Below are 20,759 nucleotides of genomic sequence, written 5' to 3'. Positions count from 1 at the left end.
ACCTACGCCGGCTGCTGCGCAGCCGCGATGCGCTCGTTGCGGAGCGCCTCGTACCAGCGGTCGTCGGTCGGCGGCAGGGCGTTCACGTCGAGGGCCAGCTTCAGCAGCAGGTCCGCGATCAGCGGGTTGCGCGCCAGCACCGGGCCGTGCATGTACGTGCCGAAGACCGTGTCGTTGTACGCGCCCTCCGTGCCGTCGCCCGTGCCGTTGCCGTTGCCGAAGCGCACCTGGGCGAGCGGACGGGCGCCCGGACCGAGGTGGGTGACGCCCTGGTGGTTCTCGAAGCCGGTCAGCGGCGGCAGCCCCAGGCGCGCGTCGATGTCGCCGAGGACGTCACCGACGCACCGGGCGCCCTCGCCGCGCGTGGAGACCACGTCGAGCAGGCCGAGGCCCGGCTCGCGCTGGCCCAGGTCGTTGATGAACTCGTGGCCCAGGATCTGGTAGCCGGCGCAGACGGAGAAGACGATCGCGCCGTTCTCCACCGCCCGGTGCAGCCCCCCGTCGCGGCGCAGCCGCTCGGCCGCGAGCCGCTGCGGGCGGTCCTCGCCGCCGCCGATCAGGTAGATGTCACCGGAGGTCGGGATCGGCTGGTCGCTGCGCACGTCGAGCCGGGCCACGTCGAGCCCGCGCTGGCGGGCCCGGCGCTCCACGACGAGGGCGTTGCCCTGGTCGCCGTACGTGCTGAGGAGGTCCGGGTAGATCCAGACGATCCGCAGTTGGTTGTCGCTCACGAAAGTCCCCTGAAGTCTCGCGGTCAGTTGCCGACGCGGCGGCGCAGGTCCTGGAAGGCGGTGTAGTTCGCGATGACCTCGATCCGGCCGGGCGGGCACAGCTGCACCGCCTGGTCGAGGTCCTCGCACACCTGGAACTGCTGGTTCGCGACCTCCAGGCGCACCGCGAGGTCCAGCTTCCGGTCGCCGATCACGCAGATCGGGTGGCCGGTCAGCCGGGTGTAGTCCACGTCCCACAGCCAGGACGTGTCCGTGCCGTCGGCGCCGCGCGCGTTCACCGAGAGGATCACCGGCGTCGGCGGCGGGTCGATCAGGGAGAAGGTCTCCAGCCAGCCCGCCGGGTTCTTGGCGAGCAGCAGACGCAGGTCACGGCCCTGGAACTGCACGACGTCGTAGCGCCCGGCGACCGCCTGCACCTGGTACATGCGCTCCAGGGCGACCTGCGGCGGCACCCCGAACACGGCGGCGACGGCGGCCGAGGAGGCGGCGTTGGCCTTGTTGGCGCGCCCCGGCAGCTGGAGGTGGATCGGCCAGGCCGAGCCGTGCGGGTCGAGGACGTGGTCGCCGGACAGCGCCCAGCTCGGCGTCGGGCGGCGGAAGCCGCACTCGCCGCAGAACCAGTCGTCGCCCGGACGCTGCATCACACCGCCACAGGCCGGGCAGGACCAGGCGTCGTCCTTCCACATCTGCCCGGCGGCGACCCAGATCACGTTGGGGGAGGAGGACGCGGCCCACACCACCAGCGGGTCGTCGGCGTTCGCGACGATCACGGCCTTGGAACCGGTCAGACCCTCACGCCAGTTCTCGGCGAGCATCCGGGTCTCGGCGGCGCGGTCGAGCTGGTCCCGGGAGAGGTTCAGCAGGGCGATGCACTTCGGCTCGGTGGCCTGGGCGACGCCGACGAGGTACTTCTCGTCGACCTCGATGACGCCGTACCGGGAGTCCGAGCCGGCCGCGAGCGCCGAGGTGATGCCGGCCGGCATGTTGGCGCCGAGCGCGTTGGAGACGACCGGTCCGGCCGCCTTGAGCGCCTCCGCGATGAGCCGGGTGGTGGTGGTCTTGCCGTTGGTCGCCGAGACCAGGGTCACGTCCAGGTGCTGGGCGAGCCTGGCGAGGAGGTCGGGATCGAGCCGCAGCGCGACCTTGCCGCCGATCACCGAACCGCTGCCGCGCCCCGCGGCACGAGATGCCGCCGCGACCGCCTTGCCCGCGGTCACGGCGATCTTGGCCCGGGGCGTGAGCGGGTCCGAGTTGCCTGTCATCAGTTCTCGATCCTCCTTGCGTACGCGCCGCGCCTGAAGCCTGCCGGCCACGTGGTGTGGACCTCAGCCTATCGAGATCCGTTCGCACTCCCGAATCGCGGCACCGGCCACGGGGTTCCGACGGTGGGCGCGAGCCGCCGGGGGACACAGGGACCTTACTCTTGCCGCCATGCGACACGGCTCCATCCCGGGCGCCCACGGGCGCGTCCGCCCCCTCAGCCTCCTCGGCGACCCCGTCCTGCACGCACCCTGCGACGAGGTGACGGACTTCGGTCCGGAACTCGCGGCGCTCGTGGAGGACTTGTTCGCGACCATGTACGCCGCCCACGGTGTGGGCCTGGCCGCGAACCAGGTCGGCGAGCCGGTACGCGTCTTCGTGTACGACTGCCCGGACGACGAGGACGAGCGCCACCTCGGCCACGTGGTGAACCCGCGACTCGTCGAGACGGACGGCGTGGTGGTGCGCGGGCCGGAGGGCTGTCTGTCGCTGCCGGGACTGGAGGCGGGGACGGAGCGCCACGACCACGCGGTGGTGGAGGGCTTCACGGTGACGGGGGAGCCGGTCACCGTGCACGGGACGGGGTTCTTCGCCCGGTGCCTCCAGCACGAGTGCGATCACCTGGAGGGCCGGGTGTACGCCGACCGTCTGGCCGGCCGGCGTCGGAGGAAGCTGATGCGGCAGGTGGCGCGGGCGTCCTGGCACCGCTGAGGGTCCCTCCGGGCCGCCGCCCGAGGCGCTCCGTGCGCGTCAGAACCCCGGGCCGCCCGCCTTGTCCCCGGCCGCGGCCAGGCGGCCCCACAGCAGGTCGGCCAGGCTGCGGACCAACTCCGCGCGCGAGCACGGGCGTTCGCCCAGCCACCAGTCCCCGGCGGCGTGCATCATGCCGACGATTCCGTGCCCCCAGACGCGGGCCAGTTGCTGGGTGCCCGGTCCGACGTCGAGGCGCTCCTCGATGACCTGGGCCAGTTCCTCGCCCATGCGGCGCAGCAGCGGCGCCGAGTGCTTGCCGACGTCGAAGCCCTGGTCGGCCTGGTCGCCCGGGGTGGTGGCGCCCTCCGCCGGATGCATCAGGAAGCGGTACACCTGCGGGCGTGCCTCGATGGCCGCCAGATAGGTGTCCAGGGTGGCCTCGACGCGTTGCCGCCGCTCCGCCGGAGCGTCCAGGGCCGCCCGCAGTGAGGCGAGGAGGGCGTCCGTGTGCCGCATGGCCAGGGCGGCGTACAGTCCGCTCTTGTCGCCGAAGTGGCGGTAGAGGATGGGCTTGGTGATGCCGGCCTCGGCGGCGATGGCGTTCATCGAGGCCTGTGGGCCGTCGCGCAGCACCACCCGGTCGGCGGCCTCCAGCAGCTCGCGTCGTCTGCGGTCGGCGGACCGCTGCTGATCGGTCCGCTGCGTGGTGTCCATGTGCTCTCCCCACCCGTGCCTGGTTCGGTGACGCCTGCGCAAACTAACACCCGGCGGGCACCGGACATCGAACGGGAGGGCGACGGGGCCTCGGGAGTTGACTTTTCCTACCCACCGGTAACAGACTCGGGTTACCGCAAGTAACACGCACGTGCGTCACTGGAGGGGACATGGCCGAGTTCACCATGGAGCTCAACGACGAACAGAAGGAGGTCCGGGACTGGCTGCACGGCTTCGCGGCCGATGTCATCCGCCCCGCGGCCGCCGAATGGGACGAGCGTGAGGAGACTCCCTGGCCGGTCATCCAGGAGGCCGCCAAGGTCGGCATCTACTCCCTCGACTTCTACGCCCAGCAGTACTTCGACTCCACCGGCCTCGGCATCCCCATGGCGATGGAGGAACTGTTCTGGGGTGACGCCGGCATCGCGCTGTCCATCGTGGGCACCGGCCTCGCCGCCGTCGGCGTCCTCGCCAACGGCACCGAGGAGCAGATCGGCACCTGGATCCCCCAGATGTACGGCGACGCCAACGACGTCAAGGTCGCCGCGTTCTGCTCCTCCGAGCCCGACGCCGGCTCCGACGTGGCCTCCATGCGCACGCGTGCCGTGTACGACGAGGCCAAGGACGAGTGGGTGCTCAACGGCACCAAGACCTGGGCGACCAACGGCGGCATCGCCAACGTCCACGTCGTGGTCGCGGTCGTCGACGCGGAGCTGGGCTCCAAGGGGCACGCCTCGTTCATCATCCCACCGAACACCCCGGGGCTGTCGCAGGGCCAGAAGTTCAAGAAGCACGGCATCCGGGCCTCGCACACCGCCGAGGTGATCCTGGACAACGTGCGCGTCCCCGGCTCCTGCCTGCTCGGCGGCAAGGAGAAGCTGGACGCACGCCTGGCCCGCGCCCGGGAGAAGGCCAGGAAGGGGGGCGAGCGCGTCAAGAACGCCGCGATGGCCACCTTCGAGGCGTCCCGCCCGGCGGTCGGCGCCATGGCGGTCGGCACCGCGCGGGCCGCGTACGAGGTCGCCCTGGAGTACGCCCAGACCCGTGAGCAGTTCGGGCGGCCGATCATCGACAATCAGGGCGTCGCCTTCCAGCTCGCGGACATGCGGACGTCCATCGACGCGGCGCGGCTGCTGGTGTGGCGGGCCTCCTGGATGGCGATCAACGGCAAGCCGTTCACGGCGGCCGAGGGATCGATGTCCAAGCTGTTCGCGAGTGAGACGGCGAAGAAGGTGACCGCCCAGGCGATCCAGATCCTGGGCGGCAACGGCTACACGCGGGAGTACCCGGTGGAGCGGATGCACCGCGACTCCGCGATCTACACCATCTTCGAGGGCACCAGCGAGATCCAGCGGCTGGTGATCGCGCGGACCCTGGCGGGGATGCCGATCCGTTAGGAAGGGCTCCAGGAAGGGCTCCAGGAAGGGCTAGGGGGTGTCGTCCGGCACCCCCGTGGGCGGGTCCGGCCGGTGCCTGAGCGGTGTCAGCTGCTCGATGTCGTACTTGGCCCTCAGCGCCTCGATGGCCTCGTGGTCCGGGGGGCCGCCCTCGCCGAGGATCTCCAGGAGTTCCTCGAAGTAGCGTTCGTGGTCCGGGGGCGGGCTCGCCTGGAAGAACATCTTGGCGGGCTCGCCCGTCGGGTTCGCGAAGGCGTGGGGGCAGCCCGGGGGTACGACGATGACCGTGCCCGGGGTGGCGCGTACCACCCGGTTGCCCGAAGCCGACTCCCACTTCCGCCAGTTGTCGGGGGTACGGACCCTCGGCTCGAAGGCGAGCACGTCCAGCTCGCCTTCGAGCACGTAGAACAGCTCCTCGCTGCGGGTGTGCACGTGGGCGCCGACGTCGAAGCCCGGCGGCACGATCACCTCGAAGGTGGAGGCCATACGCGAGTGCGAACCGGTCACCTTGAAGGTCACGTGCTGGGCGGGTGCCTGCACGACCCTGCCGTGCCCGGGCGGCACCAGCAGCCCCTCCGACACCGCCGCGAGGCCGCTCACCAGGTCACCGGCAGGGCCTCGGGCCCGCGGATGAGCGCCCCCTTCTTGAAGGGCACGTCCGCGGGCGGCACCGCGAGCTTCAGCCCCGGCACCCGGTCCAGGACCGTCTCGACCAGCAGCTCGGACTCCAGCCGGGCCAGCATGCCGCCGGGGCAGTAGTGCGGCCCGAAACCGAAGGACACGTGCGGGTTGGGGCTGCGGTCGAAGTCGATCGTGTCCGGGTCCGGGAAGACCTCCGGGTCGCGGTTCGCGGCCAGGTACGACACGTAGACCGCGTCCCCCGCCCGCATCCGCACCCCTCTGACCTCCACGTCCTCCAGGACGATCCGGGACAGCCCGACCGCGTTGCGATGGGGAATCCAGCGCAGCAGCTCGTCGATGGCCCGGGGGCGGATCTCCGGCTCGGAGCGCAGACGTTCGGCGAGTTCGGGACGGGTCAGCAGCAGGTAGAACATCTGCCCGCTGTTGTTCGTGACCGCCTCACCGCCGATCTGCAGCAGGACGGCGAGCCCGACGGCCTCCTCCAGGGTGATCTCGTCCCGGCCCACCGCGGCGCCCAGCAGCGAGGCGACGTCCTCGCCGGCGCTGTCCGACCGTAGCCCGATGAGATCGGCGAAGTAGGCGCTCATCTCGTGCTTGGCCCGCTCGCTGACCTCCGCGCCGTGCGACGAGGAAAGGATCAGCTGGGTCCAGGTGTGCATGCTGTGCCGGTCGGCGGCCGGGACGCCCATCAGCTCGCAGATCACCGCGATGGGGAAGGGGCTCAGCACGGCCTCGGTGAGATCGGCGGGCGGGCCGGCCTTCAGCATGGCGTCGACGAGTTCGTCGAGCATGCCGCGGGACTGCTCGCGCACGCGCTCCACGCCCCGGGCCGTGAACGCGGCGGCCACCGAGCGCCGCAGCCGGGTGTGGTCGGGCGGATCGAGGAAGCCGACCGCGCCGCGCGCCGGGATGAAGTGCGGGGCGAGCCGGGTGACCTGCCGGTCCATGACGGCCTCGCGGCCGAACCGGGGGTCGTTGGTGACCAGGCGGACGTCGTCGTGCCGGGTCACCAGCCACGCCCAGCCCTCGCCGTTGGGCAGCGAGATACGGGTGACGGGCCCTTCACGCATCAGCTCGGTCAGGACGGGGTCGAAGTCGGTGCCGGGCAGATCGACGGCCGGCCAGTCCCGAACGGGCGGAGCGGTGTCGGCCCGGTCGATCGTCTCTTCACTCACGCTTGCCTCACGCCCTGCGTCTCGTCCGCGGTCTGCCAGCGGCCCAGGGACATCTCCGCGGTGATGCCGGGGCCGAAACCCGCCAGCAGCCCGCGCGCCCGGTCGTGGACGCCGCCTTCGTCGAAGAGTCTGCGCAGCGCGTCCAGGACGACGGCGCTGGCGATGTTGCCGTACTCGGTGAGCGTGGCCCGGCTGAACCGGAACGCGTGCCGGTCGACCTGGAGGAACTTGCTGAGGTCGTCCAGAATCCGCGGCCCGCCGGCGTGGACGATGTAGAAGTCCAGGTCGGAGGCGTCCCAGCCGTGGGTGCCTGCCAGGTCCTGCAAGGCCGGTGCGAGCGGCTCCATGGTGGCCGGCACCCGCTTGTCCAGCAGGAAGTGGAAGCCGGTCGCCTTCACGTCGTACATGATCCAGTCCTCGGTCTTGGGGATCAGGTACGAGCCGTTGCGCTCCAGGCGGACGCCGGTGCCGCCCTGTCCGCGGACCACCGCGGCGGCGATGCCGTCGCCGAAGAGGCCGTTGGAGAGCAGGGAGCCCACGCCGATGTCGGTCGGCTGGTAGCACAGCGAGCAGAACTCGCAGGCCACGATCAGCGCGTTGGCCTCGGGGTAGGCGGTGCAGAAGTCGTGGGCCCGGTTGATCGCCGCACCGCCGGCCGCGCACCCCAGCTGGGCGATGGGTATCTGCCGCGTGGTGCTGTCGAAGCCCATCTCGTTGATCAGCCAGGCCGTCAGGGAGGGCATCATGAAGCCCGTGCACGAGACGTAGATGATCACGTCGATGTCGGTGGTGAGCAGCTCCGCGTCGTCGAGGGCCCGCTGGATCACCGCGGGGACCCGGGCCTTCGCCTCCCGCTCGTAGAGCCGGTTGCGGTCCTCGAAGCCGGGGTGCTTCAGCGTCTCCTCGATGGGCTGCACGATGTGCCGGGTGCGCACCCCGGTGTTCTCTATCAGCCGGAGGGCGAGAGGCAGTTGGGGATGGTCGGTGTGGCGCTCGCGCGCCAGCTCCAGCGTCTCCTCCATGGTGATCACGTGCTCTGGAACGGACACCGAGGGTCTGCACAAAGTCGCCATGAACCGTGCCTGCTTTCGCCTCGCGGGAGGCTCTCGCCCCCCGGCCGGAAAGTGGTGCGCCCTTTTCGGGGGCGCTCGTCCACGATCACTCACGGCGGCGGCGATCTCTCGCCGGACTAGGCCGTCTCGGGGACCGGGGGAGGCGGGGACAAGCGACAGGGGCGTCGGGTCAGGAGGACTGGCCGCTGCTGTGGGCGATGCACGCCACGTCGATCCGGTCGGCCAGCTTGGCGAGCTCGATGGTGAGGGCCGCGACCGTGTCCTCGTCCAGGCTCTCCTCGCCGGCCTCCACCAGCCGCAGCCATCGCCCGCCCACCGTACGCAGCAGTTTGCTCACGTCGGCCGCGGCGACCTGCAGAGTACCGCGGTCGTCGACGATCAGAGGCAGGGTCACTTCGCGGTTCACAAAGGGGATCGTAGTCGCGGAAGGCTCACGCTCCGTGCCATACGGTGGTGATGTTGCAGAACTCCCGGATTCCGTGCCCGGACAGCTCACGCCCGTAGCCCGACCGCTTGACCCCGCCGAACGGGAACGCCGGGTGGGACGCCGTCATGCCGTTGACGTACACGCCGCCCGCCTCCAGATCCCGTACGAAGCGGTCCACGTCGGCGTCGTCGCGGGTCCAGACGTTGGAACTGAGCCCGAAGTCCGTGTCGTTCGCGATCAGCACCGCCTCGTCCAGGTCGGCCGCGCGGTACAGCGTGGCGACCGGGCCGAAGGCCTCCTCGCGGTGGATGCGCATGTCACGGGTGACGCCGGCCAGCACGGTCGGCGGGTAGTACCAGCCGGGGCCGTCCGGGCGTTCGCCCCCGCACAGCACGTGCGCGCCGCCGCGCACCGCGTCGTCGACCAGTTCGACGAGGTCGTCCACGCCCTGCTCGCTGGAGAGCGGGCCGACCTCGGTGTCCTCGTCCATCGGGTCGCCGACCGTCAGCGCCTTCATGCCCTCGGTGAAGCGCTCGACGAAGGCGTCGTACACGTCCGTGTGCACGATGAACCGCTTGGCGGCGATGCAGGACTGCCCGGCGTTCTGGGTGCGCGCGGTCACCGCCACCCGGGCGGCCCGGTCGACGTCGGCGGACGGCATCACGACGAACGGGTCGCTGCCGCCCAGTTCCAGCACCGTCTTCTTGATCATCTCCCCGGCGGTGGAGGCGACCGCGCGGCCGGCGGGCTCGCTGCCGGTGAGGGTGGCGGCCCGCACGCGCTCGTCGCGCAGGATGTCGTCGACCGCGGCGGAGCCGATGAGCAGGGTCTGGAAGCAGCCTTCGGGGAAGCCCGCCCGGTGGAACAGATCCTCCAGGTACAGGGCGGTCTGCGGCACGTTCGAGGCGTGCTTGAGCAGTCCGACGTTGCCCGCCATCAGCGCCGGCGCCGCGAACCGGATCACCTGCCAGAGCGGGAAGTTCCACGGCATCACCGCGAGCACCGGGCCGAGTGGCCGGTAGTGGACCAGGGCCCTGGAGGCGCCGGAGTCCTTCACGTCGGACTCCGCGGGTTCCTCGTCGGCGAGCAGCTCGGCCGCGTGGTCGGCGTACCAGCGCATCGCCTTGGCGCACTTGGCGGCCTCCGCGCGGGCCTGCTTGACCGGCTTGCCCATCTCGGTGGTGATGACCTTGCCGATCGCCTCCTGATCCTCCTCCAGGAGGTCGGCGGCACGGTGCATGAGCCGCGCCCGCTCGTCGAACGCCGTCGTCCGGTAGGTGCGGAAGGTGGCCTCCGCGAGCTGGAGCCGGCGCTCGATCTCCTCCTCGCCCATGGCCTCGTACGTCCTGAGCGTCTCGCCGTTCGCCGGGTTCACCGTCGCGATGGGCATGGCCGACCTCCTGGGTGCGCTTTCGTGCTTCGACCTTGGCGTGTGGCGCGCAGGGCCGCAACGCGTGCGGGCCCCGTCGCCGCCGGCGGTCGACTCTCGTCAGTGCGAGTGCTCAGCCAGCCGGTCGAGAAACGCGCCCTGCGCCTTGACGATCACCTCACGCGCCCGGTCCACCGGGAACCACGCCACCCGGTCCAGCTCGGGAAACTCCTCGATCCGCCCCGACCTCGGCGGCCACTCCATGCGGAACGTGCCGGGGACCACCGTCGCCGGATCGAGGTCCGCCTCGACGGCCCACGCCGTGACGACCTTCCCGCCGGCCTGTCGGACCTCGCCGAGCGGAACGGCCGCGCCGTCGGGCGGCGGCAGCCCCAGTTCCTCCTCGAACTCGCGCCGGGCCGCGTCCCAGGCGGGCTCGACCGGGTCGTACTCGCCCTTCGGGATCGTCCACGCCCCGGCGTGACGGCGGGAGTAGAAGGGGCCGCCCATGTGACCGAGCAGCACCTCGGTGCCCCGGTCGCCGGGCCGGTGCAGCAGCAGGCCCGCGCTGCGCCTCACGGGGCCACCTCTGGGTGCGCGGCGAGCAGGGTTTCCACCGTGTCCGCCTCCTCGGGGCGCTTGTCCTCGCGGTAGCGGACCACACGGGCGAAGCGGAGGGTGACGCCGGCCGGATAGCGGGTGGAGCGCTGGAGACCGTCGTAGGCGATCTCGACGACGAGTTCGGGGCGTACGGTCACTCCCCACGGGTGCTCCTGGACGGCCAGACCCTGGAGCCGCTCGGTCTGCCAGGCCAGCAGCGCGTCGGTCATGCCCTTGAAGGTCTTGCCCAGCATGGCGAAGGAGCCGTCGGCGGTGCGGGCGCCGAGGTGGAGGTTGGAGAGTTTGCCGGTGCGGCGGCCGTGGCCCCACTCGGCGGCCAGTACGACCAGGTCGAGGGTGTGGACGGGCTTGACCTTCAGCCACGACGCGCCGCGCCGGCCCGCGCTGTACGCGGCGTCGAGCCCTTTGACCACGACGCCCTCGTGGCCGCGTGCCAGCGTCTCGGCGAGGAACCTCTCGGCGGCCTCCGTCTCCTCGGGGCCTGGCACCAGCGTGCGCCGCACCCGGGTCGGTTCGGGAACCAGCCGGGCCAGCCGCGCGTGCCGCTCGGTCAGTGGCAGGTCGAGCAGGTCGTGGCCGTCGACGGACAGCGCGTCGAAGAACACGACGGAGACGGGCACCGCCCGCGCGGCCGTGGCCACGTCCGTGCGGGAGCCGACCCGCCCGGCGGTCTCCTGGAAGGAGCGGGGGCGTCCGCCCTCGTCGAAGGAGATCACCTCGCCGTCCAGGATGAACCGCTCGCCGGGCAGGGCCAGGGCCGCGGCGGTGACCTCGGGGAGCCGGTCGGTGATGTCGTCCAGGGTGCGGGTGTAGAGCCGTACGGCGTCGCCGTCCCGGTGTACCTGGACGCGGATGCCGTCCAGTTTCTCCTCGACGGCCGAGGCGCCCAGCTTGCCGACCGCCTCGGCGACCGAGGAGGCGCTGTGGGCGAGCATCGGCAGGACCGGTCGGCCGACGGTGAGCCGGAACCGTTCCAGGGCGCCGGGCCCGTCGGCGAGCAGGCCCTCGGCCACCGTCTGCAGCGAGCCCGCGAGCATCACCGCCCGCCGTACGTCCGCGGGCGGCGTGTCGGTCGCCGCCGCCAGGCCCTCGACGGCGGCCGCGTCCAGGGCGCCCTGCCGGACCTCTCCGGTGAGCAGCCCGATCAGGAAGCGCTGCTCGTCCTCGGTGGCCGCGCCCATCAGCTCGCCGACCAGACGCGTCCGCTCGGCCTGCGAACCGGCGCCGGACACCGAACCGAGCCGCGTGAGCCGGGCGTCCACCTCACGCACGGTCAGGGTCGGCTCGGAGGCCGGTGTGACCGGGCGGCCGAGCACCTTCCAGCCGACGCCGATCCGGCCCTGGGGGAGCCGTCCCGCCAGATACGGGATGACTACCGGCACGTCCGCCGCCTCCACCTCCCGGAACAGCTCCGCGAGCAGGGCGGTCTTCCGGGACCGCGCCGAGGTGGCGGCGACCTCCCGGGACACGTGGGCCAACCGGGCAAGCAGCATGCAGCCATGGTGCACCGGAGAGCGCGGGGCCACACCCCGCAGGGGCCTCACCTCGCCGGTCCGCCTCGCCGGGCGGGGGCGACGACGGCCACGACCACCGCCACCGCCACGACCACCGCCACCGCCACGACCACCGCTACGGCCACCGCCACCGTGTCCGGCGTGTCTGCTCCCGTGCCGGATCGGCCTGGGGAGCGGGGGCGGGTTCGCCCCCGCTCCCCAGGCCGATCCGGCACCGCAGCACGCCCGTGGCCCTGTCGGTCGGCGGTCCCTAGGCCGAGATCGCCGCGTCCAGGTCCGACATGATCAGGTCGCCGACGATCGCCGCCGCCGCGCGGTAGCCGCCGCTCGCCGCGTGGACGACCTGCTCGGCGAAGCCCATCGCGTTGCCCGCGGTCCACACGCCGGGCACGGTGGTCCGGCCCGTCGGGTCCACCACGGGGTACGCGCCGAACGGGGTCTCCTGCAGCTCGGCGCCCAGCCGCTCCATCAGCCCCGTCCGCGGTACCGCCTTGGGGCCGACGAAGACGACCGAGCGGTCGTGGGCCGTGCCGTCCGCCAGCCGGACCCCGGTGAGCCGGTCGTCCTCGACCCGCAGGCCCGCGACCTCGCCGGGCACCACCTTGACCCCGGCCGCGGCGAGCCGGCGCAGGTCGTCGTCGGACAGTTCCTCCTCGGCGACCGTGTGCAGGAAGAGGGTCACGTCGTCCGACCAGCGGGACACCATCAGCGCCTGGTGCACGCTGAGCGGGCCGGTGGCGAGGACGCCGAAGGGCTCGTCGCGCACCTCCCAGCCGTGGCAGAACGGGCAGTGCAGCACATCCCGGCCGAACCTCTCGGCGACACCGGGCACCGCCGGCAGTTCGTCCTTGAGCCCGGTCGTGACGATCAGCCGCCGAGCGCGCACGGTCCGTCCGCCGGCCAGCTCCACGGCGAAGTCCCCGCCCCGCGTCACGCCCACCGCCCGGTCACGGACGAGTTCCACGCCGTACCGCGCGATCTCCTCCCGGCCGAGCGCCAGGAACTCGGCCGGCGGCATGCCGTCCCGGGTCAGGTAGCCCTGCATGTGGTCCGAGGGCGCGTTGCGCGGCTCACCGGCGTCGACGACCAGGGTGCGCAGCCGTGCGCGGCCCAGGACGAGCGCGGCGGAGAGTCCGGCCGCACCGCCGCCGACCACCACCACGTCGTACGTCTCGGTCAGGTCCTTGTTCTCCTTGTTCCGGGTCACGGTGACCACCTCCACCTAGAAGGTCGCTCGGACAGGACGGGATTGACAAATACATTTGCCGGTTCTGCAATAAAGGCATGACTGCAGACGATGTTCTCGCCGGTGTCGGACCGAGGCTCCGCCAGGTGCGCAAGGAGCGCGAGGTGACCCTGGCGGCGCTTTCCGAGGCGACCGGCATCTCGGTGAGCACCCTGTCGCGGCTGGAGTCGGGCCTGCGCAAGCCGAGTCTCGAACTGCTGCTCCCCATCGCCCAGGCCCACCAGGTGCCGCTGGACGAGCTGGTCGGCGCCCCGCCGGTCGGCGACCCGCGGGTACGCGCCAAGCCGATCGTGCGTCACGGCCGTACCCACTGGCCGCTCACCCGCCAGCCGGGCGGGCTCCAGGCGTTCAAGGTGCTGGTGCCCCAGCGCGAGGAGGGCCACCCGGATCCGCGGACCCACGAGGGGTACGAGTGGCTCTACGTCCTCTCCGGCCGGCTGCGGCTCGTGCTCGGCGACCACGACGTGGTGCTGTCGGCGGGGGAGGCGGCCGAGTTCGACACCCGGGTTCCGCACTGGTTCGGGTCGACGGGGGAGGGGCCGGTGGAGTTCCTCAGCCTGTTCGGCCCGCAGGGGGAGCGCATGCACGTACGGGCGCGGCCCACCGCGCAGGCGTGACGGCCTGCCCGGTCGCGTCGCACGCCCGTTGTGACCGGCTCGCCGGTCGTGACTCGACGACTGCCGTCAAGCTGTTCCCTGATCGGCAAGCGACCGCTTAGTATGCGGATGACCCGGTCGGACGACGCAGTCGGTGGAGGCCCCGCATGCAGGCATGGCAGGTGCACGAGAACGGCGAGCCGGGCGAGGTGATGCGCCTCGCGGACGTGGCGCCGCCGACACCCGGCGAGGGCCAGGTCCTGCTGAGGGTCCGCGCCGCGAACATCAACTTCCCGGACGCGCTGCTGTGCCGGGGCCAGTACCAGGTCAGGCCGCCGTTGCCGTTCACGCCGGGCGTGGAGATCTGCGGCGAGACCGAGGACGGGCGCCGCGTCATCGCCAACCCCGCGCTGCCGCACGGCGGCTTCGCGGAGTACGCCGTCGCGGACGCCCGAGCCCTGCTGCCGGCGCCGGACGCCCTGGACGACGCCGAGGCCGCCGCCCTGCACATCGGCTACCAGACCGGCTGGTTCGGCCTGCACCGCCGGGCCCGGCTGGAGGCCGGCGAGACGCTGCTCGTCCACGCTGCCGCCGGAGGGGTCGGCAGCGCGGCCGTGCAGCTCGGCAAGGCCGCCGGCGCCACCGTCATCGGTGTCGTCGGCGGCCCCGAGAAGGCGGCCGTCGCCCGCGAGCTGGGCTGCGACGTGGTCGTCGACCGGCACGGCGAGGACGTCGTCGCCGCCGTCAAGGAAGCCACCGGCGGCCGGGGCGCCGACGTGATCTACGACCCGGTGGGCGGCCAGGCCTACGCCCAGTCCGCCAAGGTCGTCGCCTTCGAGGGCCGGATCGTCGTCGTCGGCTTCGCGAGCGGCACGATCCCCAGCCCGGCACTGAACCACGCCCTGGTGAAGAACTACGCGATCCTCGGCCTGCACTGGGGCCTGTACAACACCAAGAACCCGGGGCTGGTCCAGCACTGCCACGAGCAGCTCACCGGGCTGGCCGCACGGGGCGCCATCAAGCCGCTGGTGAGCGAGCGGGTGCCGCTCGGCGGGGCCGCCGACGCCGTGCAGCGCGTCGCCGACGGCAGGACGACCGGCCGGGTGGCCGTCGTACCGGAGAAGCTGGAGAAGGGAGCCGCCGCATGACCGACGCAGCGGAACTGCGCCGCCGTACCGAGGAGTTGCTGGCCGCGCATCCACCGGCCACCACCGGACGCCTGGACTTCCTCCGGGCGCGCTTCGACGCCGGACTGGCCTGGGTGCACTATCCGGAGGGTCTCGGCGGACTCGCCGCCCCCCGCTCCCTCCAGGCGGTCGTGGACGCCGAACTGACGGCCGCGGGCGCCCCCGACAACGACCCCCGGCGCATCGGCATCGGCCTCGGCATGGCCGCCCCGACCATCCTCCAGTACGGCACGGAGGAGCAGAAGCGGCGTCTCCTGCGCCCGCTGTGGACCGGCGAGGAGGTCTGGTGCCAGCTGTTCAGCGAGCCGGGCGCCGGATCCGACCTCGCCGCCCTCGGCACCCGGGCGGTCAGGGAAGGCGAGGACTGGGTCGTCAACGGGCAGAAGGTGTGGACGTCCAGCGCGCACCTCGCCCGCTGGGCCATCCTCATCGCCCGTACCGACCCGGACGTGCCCAAGCACCGGGGCATCACGTACTTCGTGTGCGACATGACCGACCCCGGCGTGGAGGTCCGGCCGCTGCGGCAGGTCACCGGTGAGGCCGAGTTCAACGAGGTGTTCCTCACCGACGTCCGCGTCCCCGACTCCCGCCGCCTGGGCGAGGTCGGTGACGGCTGGCGGGTCGCCCAGACCACGCTGAACAACGAGCGCGTCGCCATCGGCGGAACCCCGATCCCCCGCGAGGGCGGCATGATCGGCAAGATCGCCGCGACCTGGCGGGAACGCCCCGAACTGCGCACCCACGACCTGCACCAGCGGCTGCTGGGCCTGTGGGTCGAGGCCGAGGTCGCCCGCCTCACCGGTGTGCGCCTGCGCCAGCAACTGGTGGCCGGCCAGCCCGGCCCCGAGGGCGCCGGCATGAAGCTGAACTTCGCTCGCCTCAACCAGGAGATCAGCGGCCTGGAGGTCGAACTCCTCGGCGAGGAGGGCCTGCTCTACGACGACTGGTCCATGCGCCGCCCCGAGCACGTGGACTTCACCGGCCGCGACGCCGGATACCGCTACCTGCGTTCCAAGGGCAACAGCATCGAGGGCGGGACCAGCGAGGTCCTGCTGAACATCGTCGCCGAGCGCGTCCTTGGCCTGCCCGCCGAACCGCGCACCGACAAGGACGTCGCATGGAAGGACCTCGCCCGATGAGTACACAGTCGGAACCCGGTCTTCTCTACTCGGAAGAGGAAGAGGCGCTGCGCGCCGCCGTCCGGGACCTGCTCACCGACCACTGTGACCCGGCGGGCGTCATCACCCGCACCGAGTCGGCCACCCCGCACGACGTGTCGCTGTGGAAAGCGCTCGCCGGCTCGATGGGCCTCGCGGGCCTGCTGATCCCCGAGGAACTGGGCGGTCAGGGCGCCACGCACCGGGAAACCGCGGTCGTGCTGGAGGAGCTGGGCCGCGCGGTCGCGCCGGTGCCCTACCTGACGAGCGCCGTCGTCGCCACCGAGGCGCTGCTGGCCTGCGGGGCCGACGACCTGCTCACCGAGCTGGCGTCCGCGACCACCATCGCCGCCCTCGCCGTCGGCCTGCACGTCGCGCCGGGCGGCGTCGTCCCGCTCGTGCGCCTCGAAGGGGGGCGCCTGCACGGCGAGTTGACGGGCATCGCCGACGCGGCCGTCGCCGACGTGCTGCTGGTGCCCGCGGACGACGGGGGACTGTACGCGGTCCGTGCCGCCGACGCGACCGTCACCCCGCAGGTGGCCCTCGACCTGACCCGGCCGGTCGCGCGCGTCAGCCTCGACGGCGTCACCGGGCGCCGGCTGGGTGACTCCGAAGCCGCCGTACGACGCGCCCTGCGGGCCGGTGCAGGGCTGCTCGCCTCCGAGCAACTGGGCCTCGCCGACTGGCTGCTGACCGAGACGGTCCGCTATCTCAAGGAGCGCAAGCAGTTCAACCGCCAGGTCGGCGGATTCCAGGCGCTCAAGCACCGGCTCGCCGGACTGTGGCTGGAGGTCGCGGGCCTGCGCGCCGCCGCCCGCAACGCGGCCGACGCGCTGGCGACCGGCGAGGACACCGAGGTGGCCGTCGCCGTGGCCCAGGCGTACGCCGGCCAGGTCGCCGTCCACGCCGCCGAGGAGGCGCTGCAACTGCACGGCGGCATCGGCATGACGTGGGAGCACCCGGTCCACCTGTACCTGAAGCGGGCCAAGGCCGACTCGATCGCCTACGGCGCGACGGGCACCCATCGGGAGGCGCTGGCCGAACTGGTCGACCTCCGAGCGCCCTGACGTCCGCCCCTCCTGTCCGGGCGATGCCCGTCCCACCAGGGGCGGGCATTTTCCGTGCCCGCCGCCGAGACGACATGAACGGCCGGCGGCGCGTCGGCCAACTCCGCTCCCGGCTCTGCTTCCTGGGGGTCTCGGGACCGCATACTCACAGGCGTCCCGTACGGCACCTCCAGGGAGGCAGAGCATGGCCCTCACCACCCGACGCAGAGCCCTCACCACACTCGGCGCCGCCCTCGCGGGCGCGGTCGCCGTGCCCGCCGGCACCGCGCTGGCGAGCGAGGGCAGGCACGGGCCGCGCCCGTTGTGGCGCGCCCACGCCCACAACGACTACGAGCACCCCCGCCCCCTCCTCGACGCCCTGGACCACCGCTTCGGCAGCGTCGAGGCCGACATCTACCTGGTCGGCGGTCAACTCCTCGTCGCCCACGACCCCGAGGACCTCGACCCGTCCCGCACCCTGGAGTCCCTCTACCTGGACCCTCTCGCCGCCCGCGTCCGCGCCCACCACGGGCGGGTGTACCGGCGGGACCGCCGGGCGCTTCAGCTCCTGATCGACATCAAGACCGAGGGCTCGGCGACGTACCTCGAACTCGACCGCCATCTGCGCCGCTACCAGCACCTGTTCACCACGTACGCCCACGGACGGGTGTTCCCCGGCGCGGTCACCGCGGTGGTCTCCGGTGACCGGGCGGCCCGCGCGCCCATGGAGGCCCAGCACACCCGCCGCGCCTTCTACGACGGCCGCCTCAGCGACCTCGGCAGCGCGGCCCCGGCCTCCTTCGTCCCCCTGATCAGCGACAACTGGACGCTCAACTTCACCTGGCGGGGCGTGGGCGCCTTCCCGGCGGCCGAGCGGCGCAGGCTGCGGGACATCGTCGACGCGGCGCACTCCCGCGGACAGCGGGTGCGGTTCTGGGCCACGCCCGACGTGGCGGGCCCCGCGCGGGACGCCGTCTGGTCCGAACTGCTCGCCGCCGGCGTCGACCACCTCAACACCGACGACCTCGCCGGTCTCGAGGCGTTCCTCGACGCCCACCGGGGCGCGTAGGGCACCGGCGGAACACCACTCGTTCGGAGGACAGGTCAGCCGCCCGGACGAACCCTCCGCTACGCCACACTTACGGCCGAACGCCGCGAAGTGGACGTGGCGGAGGAGGTTGACGATGGCCGTTTCCATCTCTGTGGTGCTGTTGCTGTCCATCCTGGCGGTGATCTTCCTGCGCAACGGCGGGCTGAAGGTCTCGCACGCGCTGGTGTGCCTGCTGCTCGGCTTCTATCTGGCGAGCACGAGCATCGCCCCGACCATCAGCAGCGGACTGACCGCGACGGCGGACATCGTGAGCAGCCTCAGACCGTAGTCTCGGGCCGCAGCCGCAGCCGCAGCCGCAGCCGCAGACCGTAGTCGGCGGGACCGCGACGGGCGGGAGGGGGGCGGTGGCCACCGGATGTCGCTACGCGCCGATGACGCGGGAGCGGATGAGGAAGCGCACCCCTTCGGGTGCCTCCAGAGAGAAGCCGCCGCCCCGGCCCGCGACGACGTCCACGATCAGTCTGGTGTGACTCCACAAATGGCTTTACTGATGTAGGTCTGTAAGTTCGTCTACGAGGTCGAGCACGTCGCCAAGGCGTCCCCGGAGGCGTTCGACCATGAGGATGAGGCCGGCGGCGTCCAGCTGGGCGAGGTCTTCGGCGCGGGCGGAGTCGAGGTCGCGGCGCGCGTAGTCGATGCGTGCGTACTGGAGGTCGGTGAGGGTCCCGGTGGGGTGGGACTGCTCATCGGTCATGTGGTGCCACCTGCTGATCTGTCGTGCTGGGGATGTGGGGACGCGTGGGGGGCCTGGGTAATCGTTAGGCAAAAGCTTGCATGTTGCAATAAGTCGAACGTCACGTCACTCGAACGAGTGTCTTAATTGAATCGTGCTTGTATGCCGCAGGCGAAGATGCCTCATTTATCGTGCTGACTTAGGGTGATCTTCGTCGGAGCGTTTGTCGAGTGCACGCTCCTGACGACGACGCCTGGCTCTACGAGCACAGCCACGTCCTCGGCGAGCGCATTCGCGTCGAACGCGAGCGGAAGAAGATCACGCAAGAGCGTCTCTTCCTCGGCGCCGGCATCAGCCGCAACGTCCTCCAGCTCATCGAATCCGGCCGCCACAACCCGACGCTCTTCACGCTGCTCCGCATCGCGCGGGTCCTCGACGTGCCCCTCGCCGACCTCGTGAGATGAGCGGCCCGCCCCCGACGGGGGACGAAGACGGGCCGCCCAGTTCCACCGGCGCGATCGGCGACACACGTACACGCCGGTGGAGTAGAACCCGCTGGTGCCCCGTTCGCCCTGTGACACCAGCGGGAGCTCATAAGGGCGGCGCGTCCCATGCGCTGTGAGGGCAGTGCGACAAGCCCAGCTCCTCGACCAGCTGGTCGGCCTGCGCCTGCGCAGCCACCTGCTCGGGGTCGATGTACTCCCACTGACACCGCCCCGGGTGGTGCTCGAAGATCGTGCATCCAGCGTCGCGCGGTTCGGGCCGGGCCATGCAGCAGTCGAGATCCGCCAGGCACTGGTCCAGGGATCCGTCTCTCCAGCACAGGTAGACGTCCGAGGCCGGGTCCGCACGCGTCCCGGTGCGAAGGAACGCCGCGTGGAAGTCGTGGGGCACGTCTTCGAGGAGACACTGAAGGGTCGAGTACGGGGTCCACTCGATTTTGCCGTGAGGCGAGCTGATCGTCTCTCCCATGGCCCGAACTTCGGCGTGGACTTCGGACGTGGCCGTGCACCGGTAGCCGGTCATCGGGCGTCCATCCGGTCATGCGGGTGCTGGCGGATGATCACGTTGGCGTCCGTCACCGCGGAGGGGTCGTCCCGCTCCCGTGCAGCCTCTCGCTGTCGAGCCGCCTGGTTGCACGTCCGGCAGTGGACGACAGGCGTCGGCTCGTCGAGTGGCATGCCCAGGTACACCGGTTCGTCCATGGTCTTCCGGGGGGCGGTCATCGTCGTGTCTCCAGGGCGAGGCGGCGCCACACTCTGCGGACGCCGCAGCTGTACGGGTCCTTGGCACAGCGGGTGCAGTAACTGGGGTGTCGGTTGTAGGTCTCCCGGGCCTGCGTGGTGACGCAGGGCCCGCAGGCCCACGGGTGGATCGTGACGCCCTGGGGACCGGGGCGTTCGCCTAGGTCGACCCGGGCCCTGATCGTCAGCTCGGTGCCGCACCACGGACACTCCTCACCGTCGAGCTGTCCTGCGGTGAGGGTGGATGTCTTCGGAAGGGCCAGCATCGCCGTGCCGCTCTGGACGGGGTCGAGAGCTGGAGGGCTGCTCACGATGCGATCTCCGTGCCAACCTTGGGGCCGAAGGCGTCACCGATCGCCGCGAGGAGGGCGACCGGGTCAGTGAGCCAGCTGCGGTCGCCCGGGCACATCCGCCAGTGCGGGCCCGGGCCGGACGTCCGCCGCTCCGGCGGGATCGGCACCCGCTCTCCGCCAGTGATCGCGCGGGTGTTCTCCGCCTGCCAGCTGGCGGCGGTGCCCACCGGCACGAAGAAGTACAAGGCGCCCGGCTGCGGGTCTTCAACGACCGCGCCGGCGCGGGCCCCGAGGATGCTCATCGCGGCGAGGCCGAGCTGCCGGGGGACGCGGATGACGTCCCACTCGTCGTCCGACACACTGACTGGAAGGTGCTGCGAAGGAGAAGTCACCGGGCGGCCCCCGCCTTCGCGTGGCAGCCGCACGAGACGACGTCCCACACCCGGGTGCGGCCCGCCCGCTGGACGCGCCCCACGACGGACAGGCCCCGTGCCACGGCACCGCAGTACCAGCACGCCCGCCCGTGAAGCCGAGCGATACTCACCGGGCCGTCCACCCGCAGTAACTCCGCACACCTGCGACTCATCCCC

25 protein-coding genes and 1 pseudogene are annotated in these 20,759 nt (G+C 71.9%); 9 read left to right on the top strand and 17 right to left on the bottom strand.

The genetic code is table 11. The features are described from left to right. Positions 1–2 precede the first annotated feature (2 nt). Positions 3–731: a type 1 glutamine amidotransferase gene (locus ACIQ6R_RS13530; protein WP_404180744.1), complete on the bottom strand. Its 729-nt coding sequence runs from the start codon at positions 729–731 to the stop codon at positions 3–5. 23 nt (positions 732–754) lie between these two features. Then, positions 755–1,993, bottom strand: a complete 1,239-nt coding sequence (locus tag ACIQ6R_RS13525; RefSeq protein ID WP_404180741.1) for a MurT ligase domain-containing protein — start codon at positions 1,991–1,993, stop codon at positions 755–757. Positions 1,994–2,162: 169 nt separating this feature from the next. On the opposite strand from ACIQ6R_RS13525, the gene def reads away from it, so the two are divergent. Beyond that, positions 2,163–2,702, top strand: a complete 540-nt coding sequence (gene def, locus ACIQ6R_RS13520) for a peptide deformylase (protein WP_404221076.1) — start codon at positions 2,163–2,165, stop codon at positions 2,700–2,702. A 39-nt stretch (positions 2,703–2,741) separates the two neighbouring features. On the opposite strand, the gene ACIQ6R_RS13515 is transcribed toward def, so the two are convergent. Next, a complete protein-coding gene (locus ACIQ6R_RS13515; protein ID WP_404221074.1) occupies positions 2,742–3,398 on the bottom strand; it encodes a TetR family transcriptional regulator in 657 nt (218 codons plus the stop codon). Positions 3,399–3,568: 170 nt separating this feature from the next. On the opposite strand from ACIQ6R_RS13515, the gene ACIQ6R_RS13510 reads away from it, so the two are divergent. Further along, positions 3,569–4,795 carry an acyl-CoA dehydrogenase family protein gene (locus ACIQ6R_RS13510; protein WP_404180732.1) on the top strand — a complete coding sequence of 409 codons (1,227 nt, stop codon included), beginning with the start codon at positions 3,569–3,571 and terminating at the stop codon, positions 4,793–4,795. Between the two features lie 30 nt (positions 4,796–4,825). Here the strand turns inward: ACIQ6R_RS13510 and ACIQ6R_RS13505 are convergent, their stop codons facing one another. The 8 genes from ACIQ6R_RS13505 to ACIQ6R_RS13470 form a co-directional block, all read right to left on the bottom strand. Then, the gene (locus ACIQ6R_RS13505) at positions 4,826–5,395 is read right to left on the bottom strand and encodes a cupin domain-containing protein (RefSeq protein ID WP_404221071.1); all 570 of its coding nucleotides are present in this window, start codon (positions 5,393–5,395) and stop codon (positions 4,826–4,828) included. Then, positions 5,392–6,612, bottom strand: a complete 1,221-nt coding sequence (locus ACIQ6R_RS13500) for a cytochrome P450 (RefSeq protein ID WP_404221069.1) — start codon at positions 6,610–6,612, stop codon at positions 5,392–5,394. The genes ACIQ6R_RS13505 and ACIQ6R_RS13500 overlap by 4 nt, the downstream gene beginning before the upstream one ends. Beyond that, a complete protein-coding gene (locus ACIQ6R_RS13495) occupies positions 6,609–7,778 on the bottom strand; it encodes a type III polyketide synthase (RefSeq protein ID WP_404221067.1) in 1,170 nt (389 codons plus the stop codon). Before ACIQ6R_RS13495 ends, ACIQ6R_RS13500 begins: the two co-directional genes overlap by 4 nt. A gap of 76 nt (positions 7,779–7,854) precedes the next feature. Next, positions 7,855–8,091 carry a DUF6213 family protein gene (locus tag ACIQ6R_RS13490; protein ID WP_404180720.1) on the bottom strand — a complete coding sequence of 79 codons (237 nt, stop codon included), beginning with the start codon at positions 8,089–8,091 and terminating at the stop codon, positions 7,855–7,857. Positions 8,092–8,116: 25 nt separating this feature from the next. Further along, positions 8,117–9,502: an NADP-dependent succinic semialdehyde dehydrogenase gene (locus ACIQ6R_RS13485; protein ID WP_404221065.1), complete on the bottom strand. Its 1,386-nt coding sequence runs from the start codon at positions 9,500–9,502 to the stop codon at positions 8,117–8,119. Between the two features lie 99 nt (positions 9,503–9,601). Next, a complete protein-coding gene (locus ACIQ6R_RS13480) occupies positions 9,602–10,060 on the bottom strand; it encodes an NUDIX domain-containing protein (protein ID WP_404180714.1) in 459 nt (152 codons plus the stop codon). Beyond that, positions 10,057–11,595 (bottom strand): ATP-dependent DNA ligase, encoded by a 1,539-nt coding sequence (locus ACIQ6R_RS13475; protein ID WP_404221063.1) that lies wholly within the window; start codon positions 11,593–11,595, stop codon positions 10,057–10,059. The genes ACIQ6R_RS13480 and ACIQ6R_RS13475 overlap by 4 nt, the downstream gene beginning before the upstream one ends. A gap of 271 nt (positions 11,596–11,866) precedes the next feature. Next, positions 11,867–12,838 carry an NAD(P)/FAD-dependent oxidoreductase gene (locus tag ACIQ6R_RS13470; RefSeq protein ID WP_404221061.1) on the bottom strand — a complete coding sequence of 324 codons (972 nt, stop codon included), beginning with the start codon at positions 12,836–12,838 and terminating at the stop codon, positions 11,867–11,869. Between the two features lie 62 nt (positions 12,839–12,900). Between ACIQ6R_RS13470 and ACIQ6R_RS13465 the strand changes: the two genes are divergently transcribed. The 6 genes from ACIQ6R_RS13465 (at position 12,901) to ACIQ6R_RS13440 (ending at position 18,227) form a co-directional block, all read left to right on the top strand. Then, positions 12,901–13,479, top strand: a complete 579-nt coding sequence (locus ACIQ6R_RS13465) for a helix-turn-helix domain-containing protein (RefSeq protein ID WP_404221059.1) — start codon at positions 12,901–12,903, stop codon at positions 13,477–13,479. A gap of 146 nt (positions 13,480–13,625) precedes the next feature. Further along, positions 13,626–14,606: an NADPH:quinone oxidoreductase family protein gene (locus tag ACIQ6R_RS13460; protein WP_404221057.1), complete on the top strand. Its 981-nt coding sequence runs from the start codon at positions 13,626–13,628 to the stop codon at positions 14,604–14,606. Further along, positions 14,603–15,784, top strand: a complete 1,182-nt coding sequence (locus tag ACIQ6R_RS13455; protein WP_404180700.1) for an acyl-CoA dehydrogenase family protein — start codon at positions 14,603–14,605, stop codon at positions 15,782–15,784. The genes ACIQ6R_RS13460 and ACIQ6R_RS13455 overlap by 4 nt, the downstream gene beginning before the upstream one ends. Continuing rightward, positions 15,781–16,869 carry an acyl-CoA dehydrogenase family protein gene (locus ACIQ6R_RS13450; protein WP_404221055.1) on the top strand — a complete coding sequence of 363 codons (1,089 nt, stop codon included), beginning with the start codon at positions 15,781–15,783 and terminating at the stop codon, positions 16,867–16,869. The genes ACIQ6R_RS13455 and ACIQ6R_RS13450 overlap by 4 nt, the downstream gene beginning before the upstream one ends. A 184-nt stretch (positions 16,870–17,053) precedes the next feature. Beyond that, positions 17,054–17,917 (top strand): phosphatidylinositol-specific phospholipase C/glycerophosphodiester phosphodiesterase family protein, encoded by an 864-nt coding sequence (locus ACIQ6R_RS13445; RefSeq protein ID WP_404221053.1) that lies wholly within the window; start codon positions 17,054–17,056, stop codon positions 17,915–17,917. 115 nt (positions 17,918–18,032) lie between these two features. After that, positions 18,033–18,227, top strand: a complete 195-nt coding sequence (locus ACIQ6R_RS13440) for a hypothetical protein (RefSeq protein WP_404180692.1) — start codon at positions 18,033–18,035, stop codon at positions 18,225–18,227. A gap of 93 nt (positions 18,228–18,320) precedes the next feature. On the opposite strand, the pseudogene ACIQ6R_RS13435 reads toward ACIQ6R_RS13440, so the two are convergent. Together ACIQ6R_RS13435 and ACIQ6R_RS13430 are read right to left on the bottom strand one after the other, a co-directional pair. Beyond that, a pseudogene (locus ACIQ6R_RS13435) lies at positions 18,321–18,437 on the bottom strand (DUF779 domain-containing protein); the annotation flags it as partial. Positions 18,438–18,443: 6 nt separating this feature from the next. Continuing rightward, positions 18,444–18,653 carry a hypothetical protein gene (locus ACIQ6R_RS13430; RefSeq protein ID WP_055420705.1) on the bottom strand — a complete coding sequence of 70 codons (210 nt, stop codon included), beginning with the start codon at positions 18,651–18,653 and terminating at the stop codon, positions 18,444–18,446. A 209-nt stretch (positions 18,654–18,862) separates the two neighbouring features. Here ACIQ6R_RS13430 and ACIQ6R_RS13425 point away from each other — a divergent pair, with 209 nt between their 5' ends. Beyond that, a complete protein-coding gene (locus tag ACIQ6R_RS13425) occupies positions 18,863–19,096 on the top strand; it encodes a helix-turn-helix domain-containing protein (RefSeq protein WP_404221051.1) in 234 nt (77 codons plus the stop codon). Between the two features lie 127 nt (positions 19,097–19,223). On the opposite strand, the gene ACIQ6R_RS13420 is transcribed toward ACIQ6R_RS13425, so the two are convergent. From ACIQ6R_RS13420 to ACIQ6R_RS13405, 4 genes are read right to left on the bottom strand one after another with little or no spacing between them, the layout of a single operon-like run. Beyond that, positions 19,224–19,658, bottom strand: a complete 435-nt coding sequence (locus tag ACIQ6R_RS13420; protein ID WP_404221049.1) for a hypothetical protein — start codon at positions 19,656–19,658, stop codon at positions 19,224–19,226. Further along, positions 19,655–19,858: a hypothetical protein gene (locus tag ACIQ6R_RS13415; protein ID WP_404221047.1), complete on the bottom strand. Its 204-nt coding sequence runs from the start codon at positions 19,856–19,858 to the stop codon at positions 19,655–19,657. Before ACIQ6R_RS13415 ends, ACIQ6R_RS13420 begins: the two co-directional genes overlap by 4 nt. Beyond that, on the bottom strand, positions 19,855–20,187 hold the full coding sequence (locus tag ACIQ6R_RS13410; RefSeq protein WP_404221045.1) for a hypothetical protein: 333 nt from the start codon (positions 20,185–20,187) through the stop codon (positions 19,855–19,857). Before ACIQ6R_RS13410 ends, ACIQ6R_RS13415 begins: the two co-directional genes overlap by 4 nt. Beyond that, on the bottom strand, positions 20,184–20,528 hold the full coding sequence (locus tag ACIQ6R_RS13405; protein ID WP_404221043.1) for a hypothetical protein: 345 nt from the start codon (positions 20,526–20,528) through the stop codon (positions 20,184–20,186). The genes ACIQ6R_RS13410 and ACIQ6R_RS13405 overlap by 4 nt, the downstream gene beginning before the upstream one ends. Positions 20,529–20,759 lie beyond the last annotated feature (231 nt).

Origin of the sequence: Streptomyces sp. NPDC096048 (assembly GCF_044763415.1) — a bacterium.
Taxonomy (GTDB): domain Bacteria; phylum Actinomycetota; class Actinomycetes; order Streptomycetales; family Streptomycetaceae; genus Streptomyces.
The sequence above is the reverse complement of the archived record's forward strand: the minus strand, read 5'-3'. Positions and strand labels throughout refer to the sequence as shown.

Bases quoted from the DNA above. Each gene is read 5' to 3' on its own strand.
- ACIQ6R_RS13525 (WP_404180741.1), bottom strand. From the start codon at position 1,993: ATGACAGGCAACTCGGACCCGCTCACGCCCCGGGCCAAGATCGCCGTG.
- def (WP_404221076.1), top strand. From the start codon at position 2,163: ATGCGACACGGCTCCATCCCGGGCGCCCACGGGCGCGTCCGCCCCCTC.
- ACIQ6R_RS13515 (WP_404221074.1), bottom strand. From the start codon at position 3,398: ATGGACACCACGCAGCGGACCGATCAGCAGCGGTCCGCCGACCGCAGA.
- ACIQ6R_RS13510 (WP_404180732.1), top strand. From the start codon at position 3,569: ATGGCCGAGTTCACCATGGAGCTCAACGACGAACAGAAGGAGGTCCGG.
- ACIQ6R_RS13485 (WP_404221065.1), bottom strand. From the start codon at position 9,502: ATGCCCATCGCGACGGTGAACCCGGCGAACGGCGAGACGCTCAGGACG.
- ACIQ6R_RS13475 (WP_404221063.1), bottom strand. From the start codon at position 11,595: ATGCTGCTTGCCCGGTTGGCCCACGTGTCCCGGGAGGTCGCCGCCACC.
- ACIQ6R_RS13465 (WP_404221059.1), top strand. From the start codon at position 12,901: ATGACTGCAGACGATGTTCTCGCCGGTGTCGGACCGAGGCTCCGCCAG.
- ACIQ6R_RS13460 (WP_404221057.1), top strand. From the start codon at position 13,626: ATGCAGGCATGGCAGGTGCACGAGAACGGCGAGCCGGGCGAGGTGATG.
- ACIQ6R_RS13455 (WP_404180700.1), top strand. From the start codon at position 14,603: ATGACCGACGCAGCGGAACTGCGCCGCCGTACCGAGGAGTTGCTGGCC.
- ACIQ6R_RS13450 (WP_404221055.1), top strand. From the start codon at position 15,781: ATGAGTACACAGTCGGAACCCGGTCTTCTCTACTCGGAAGAGGAAGAG.
- ACIQ6R_RS13445 (WP_404221053.1), top strand. From the start codon at position 17,054: ATGGCCCTCACCACCCGACGCAGAGCCCTCACCACACTCGGCGCCGCC.
- ACIQ6R_RS13440 (WP_404180692.1), top strand. From the start codon at position 18,033: ATGGCCGTTTCCATCTCTGTGGTGCTGTTGCTGTCCATCCTGGCGGTG.
- ACIQ6R_RS13430 (WP_055420705.1), bottom strand. From the start codon at position 18,653: ATGACCGATGAGCAGTCCCACCCCACCGGGACCCTCACCGACCTCCAG.
- ACIQ6R_RS13420 (WP_404221049.1), bottom strand. From the start codon at position 19,658: ATGACCGGCTACCGGTGCACGGCCACGTCCGAAGTCCACGCCGAAGTT.
- ACIQ6R_RS13415 (WP_404221047.1), bottom strand. From the start codon at position 19,858: ATGACCGCCCCCCGGAAGACCATGGACGAACCGGTGTACCTGGGCATG.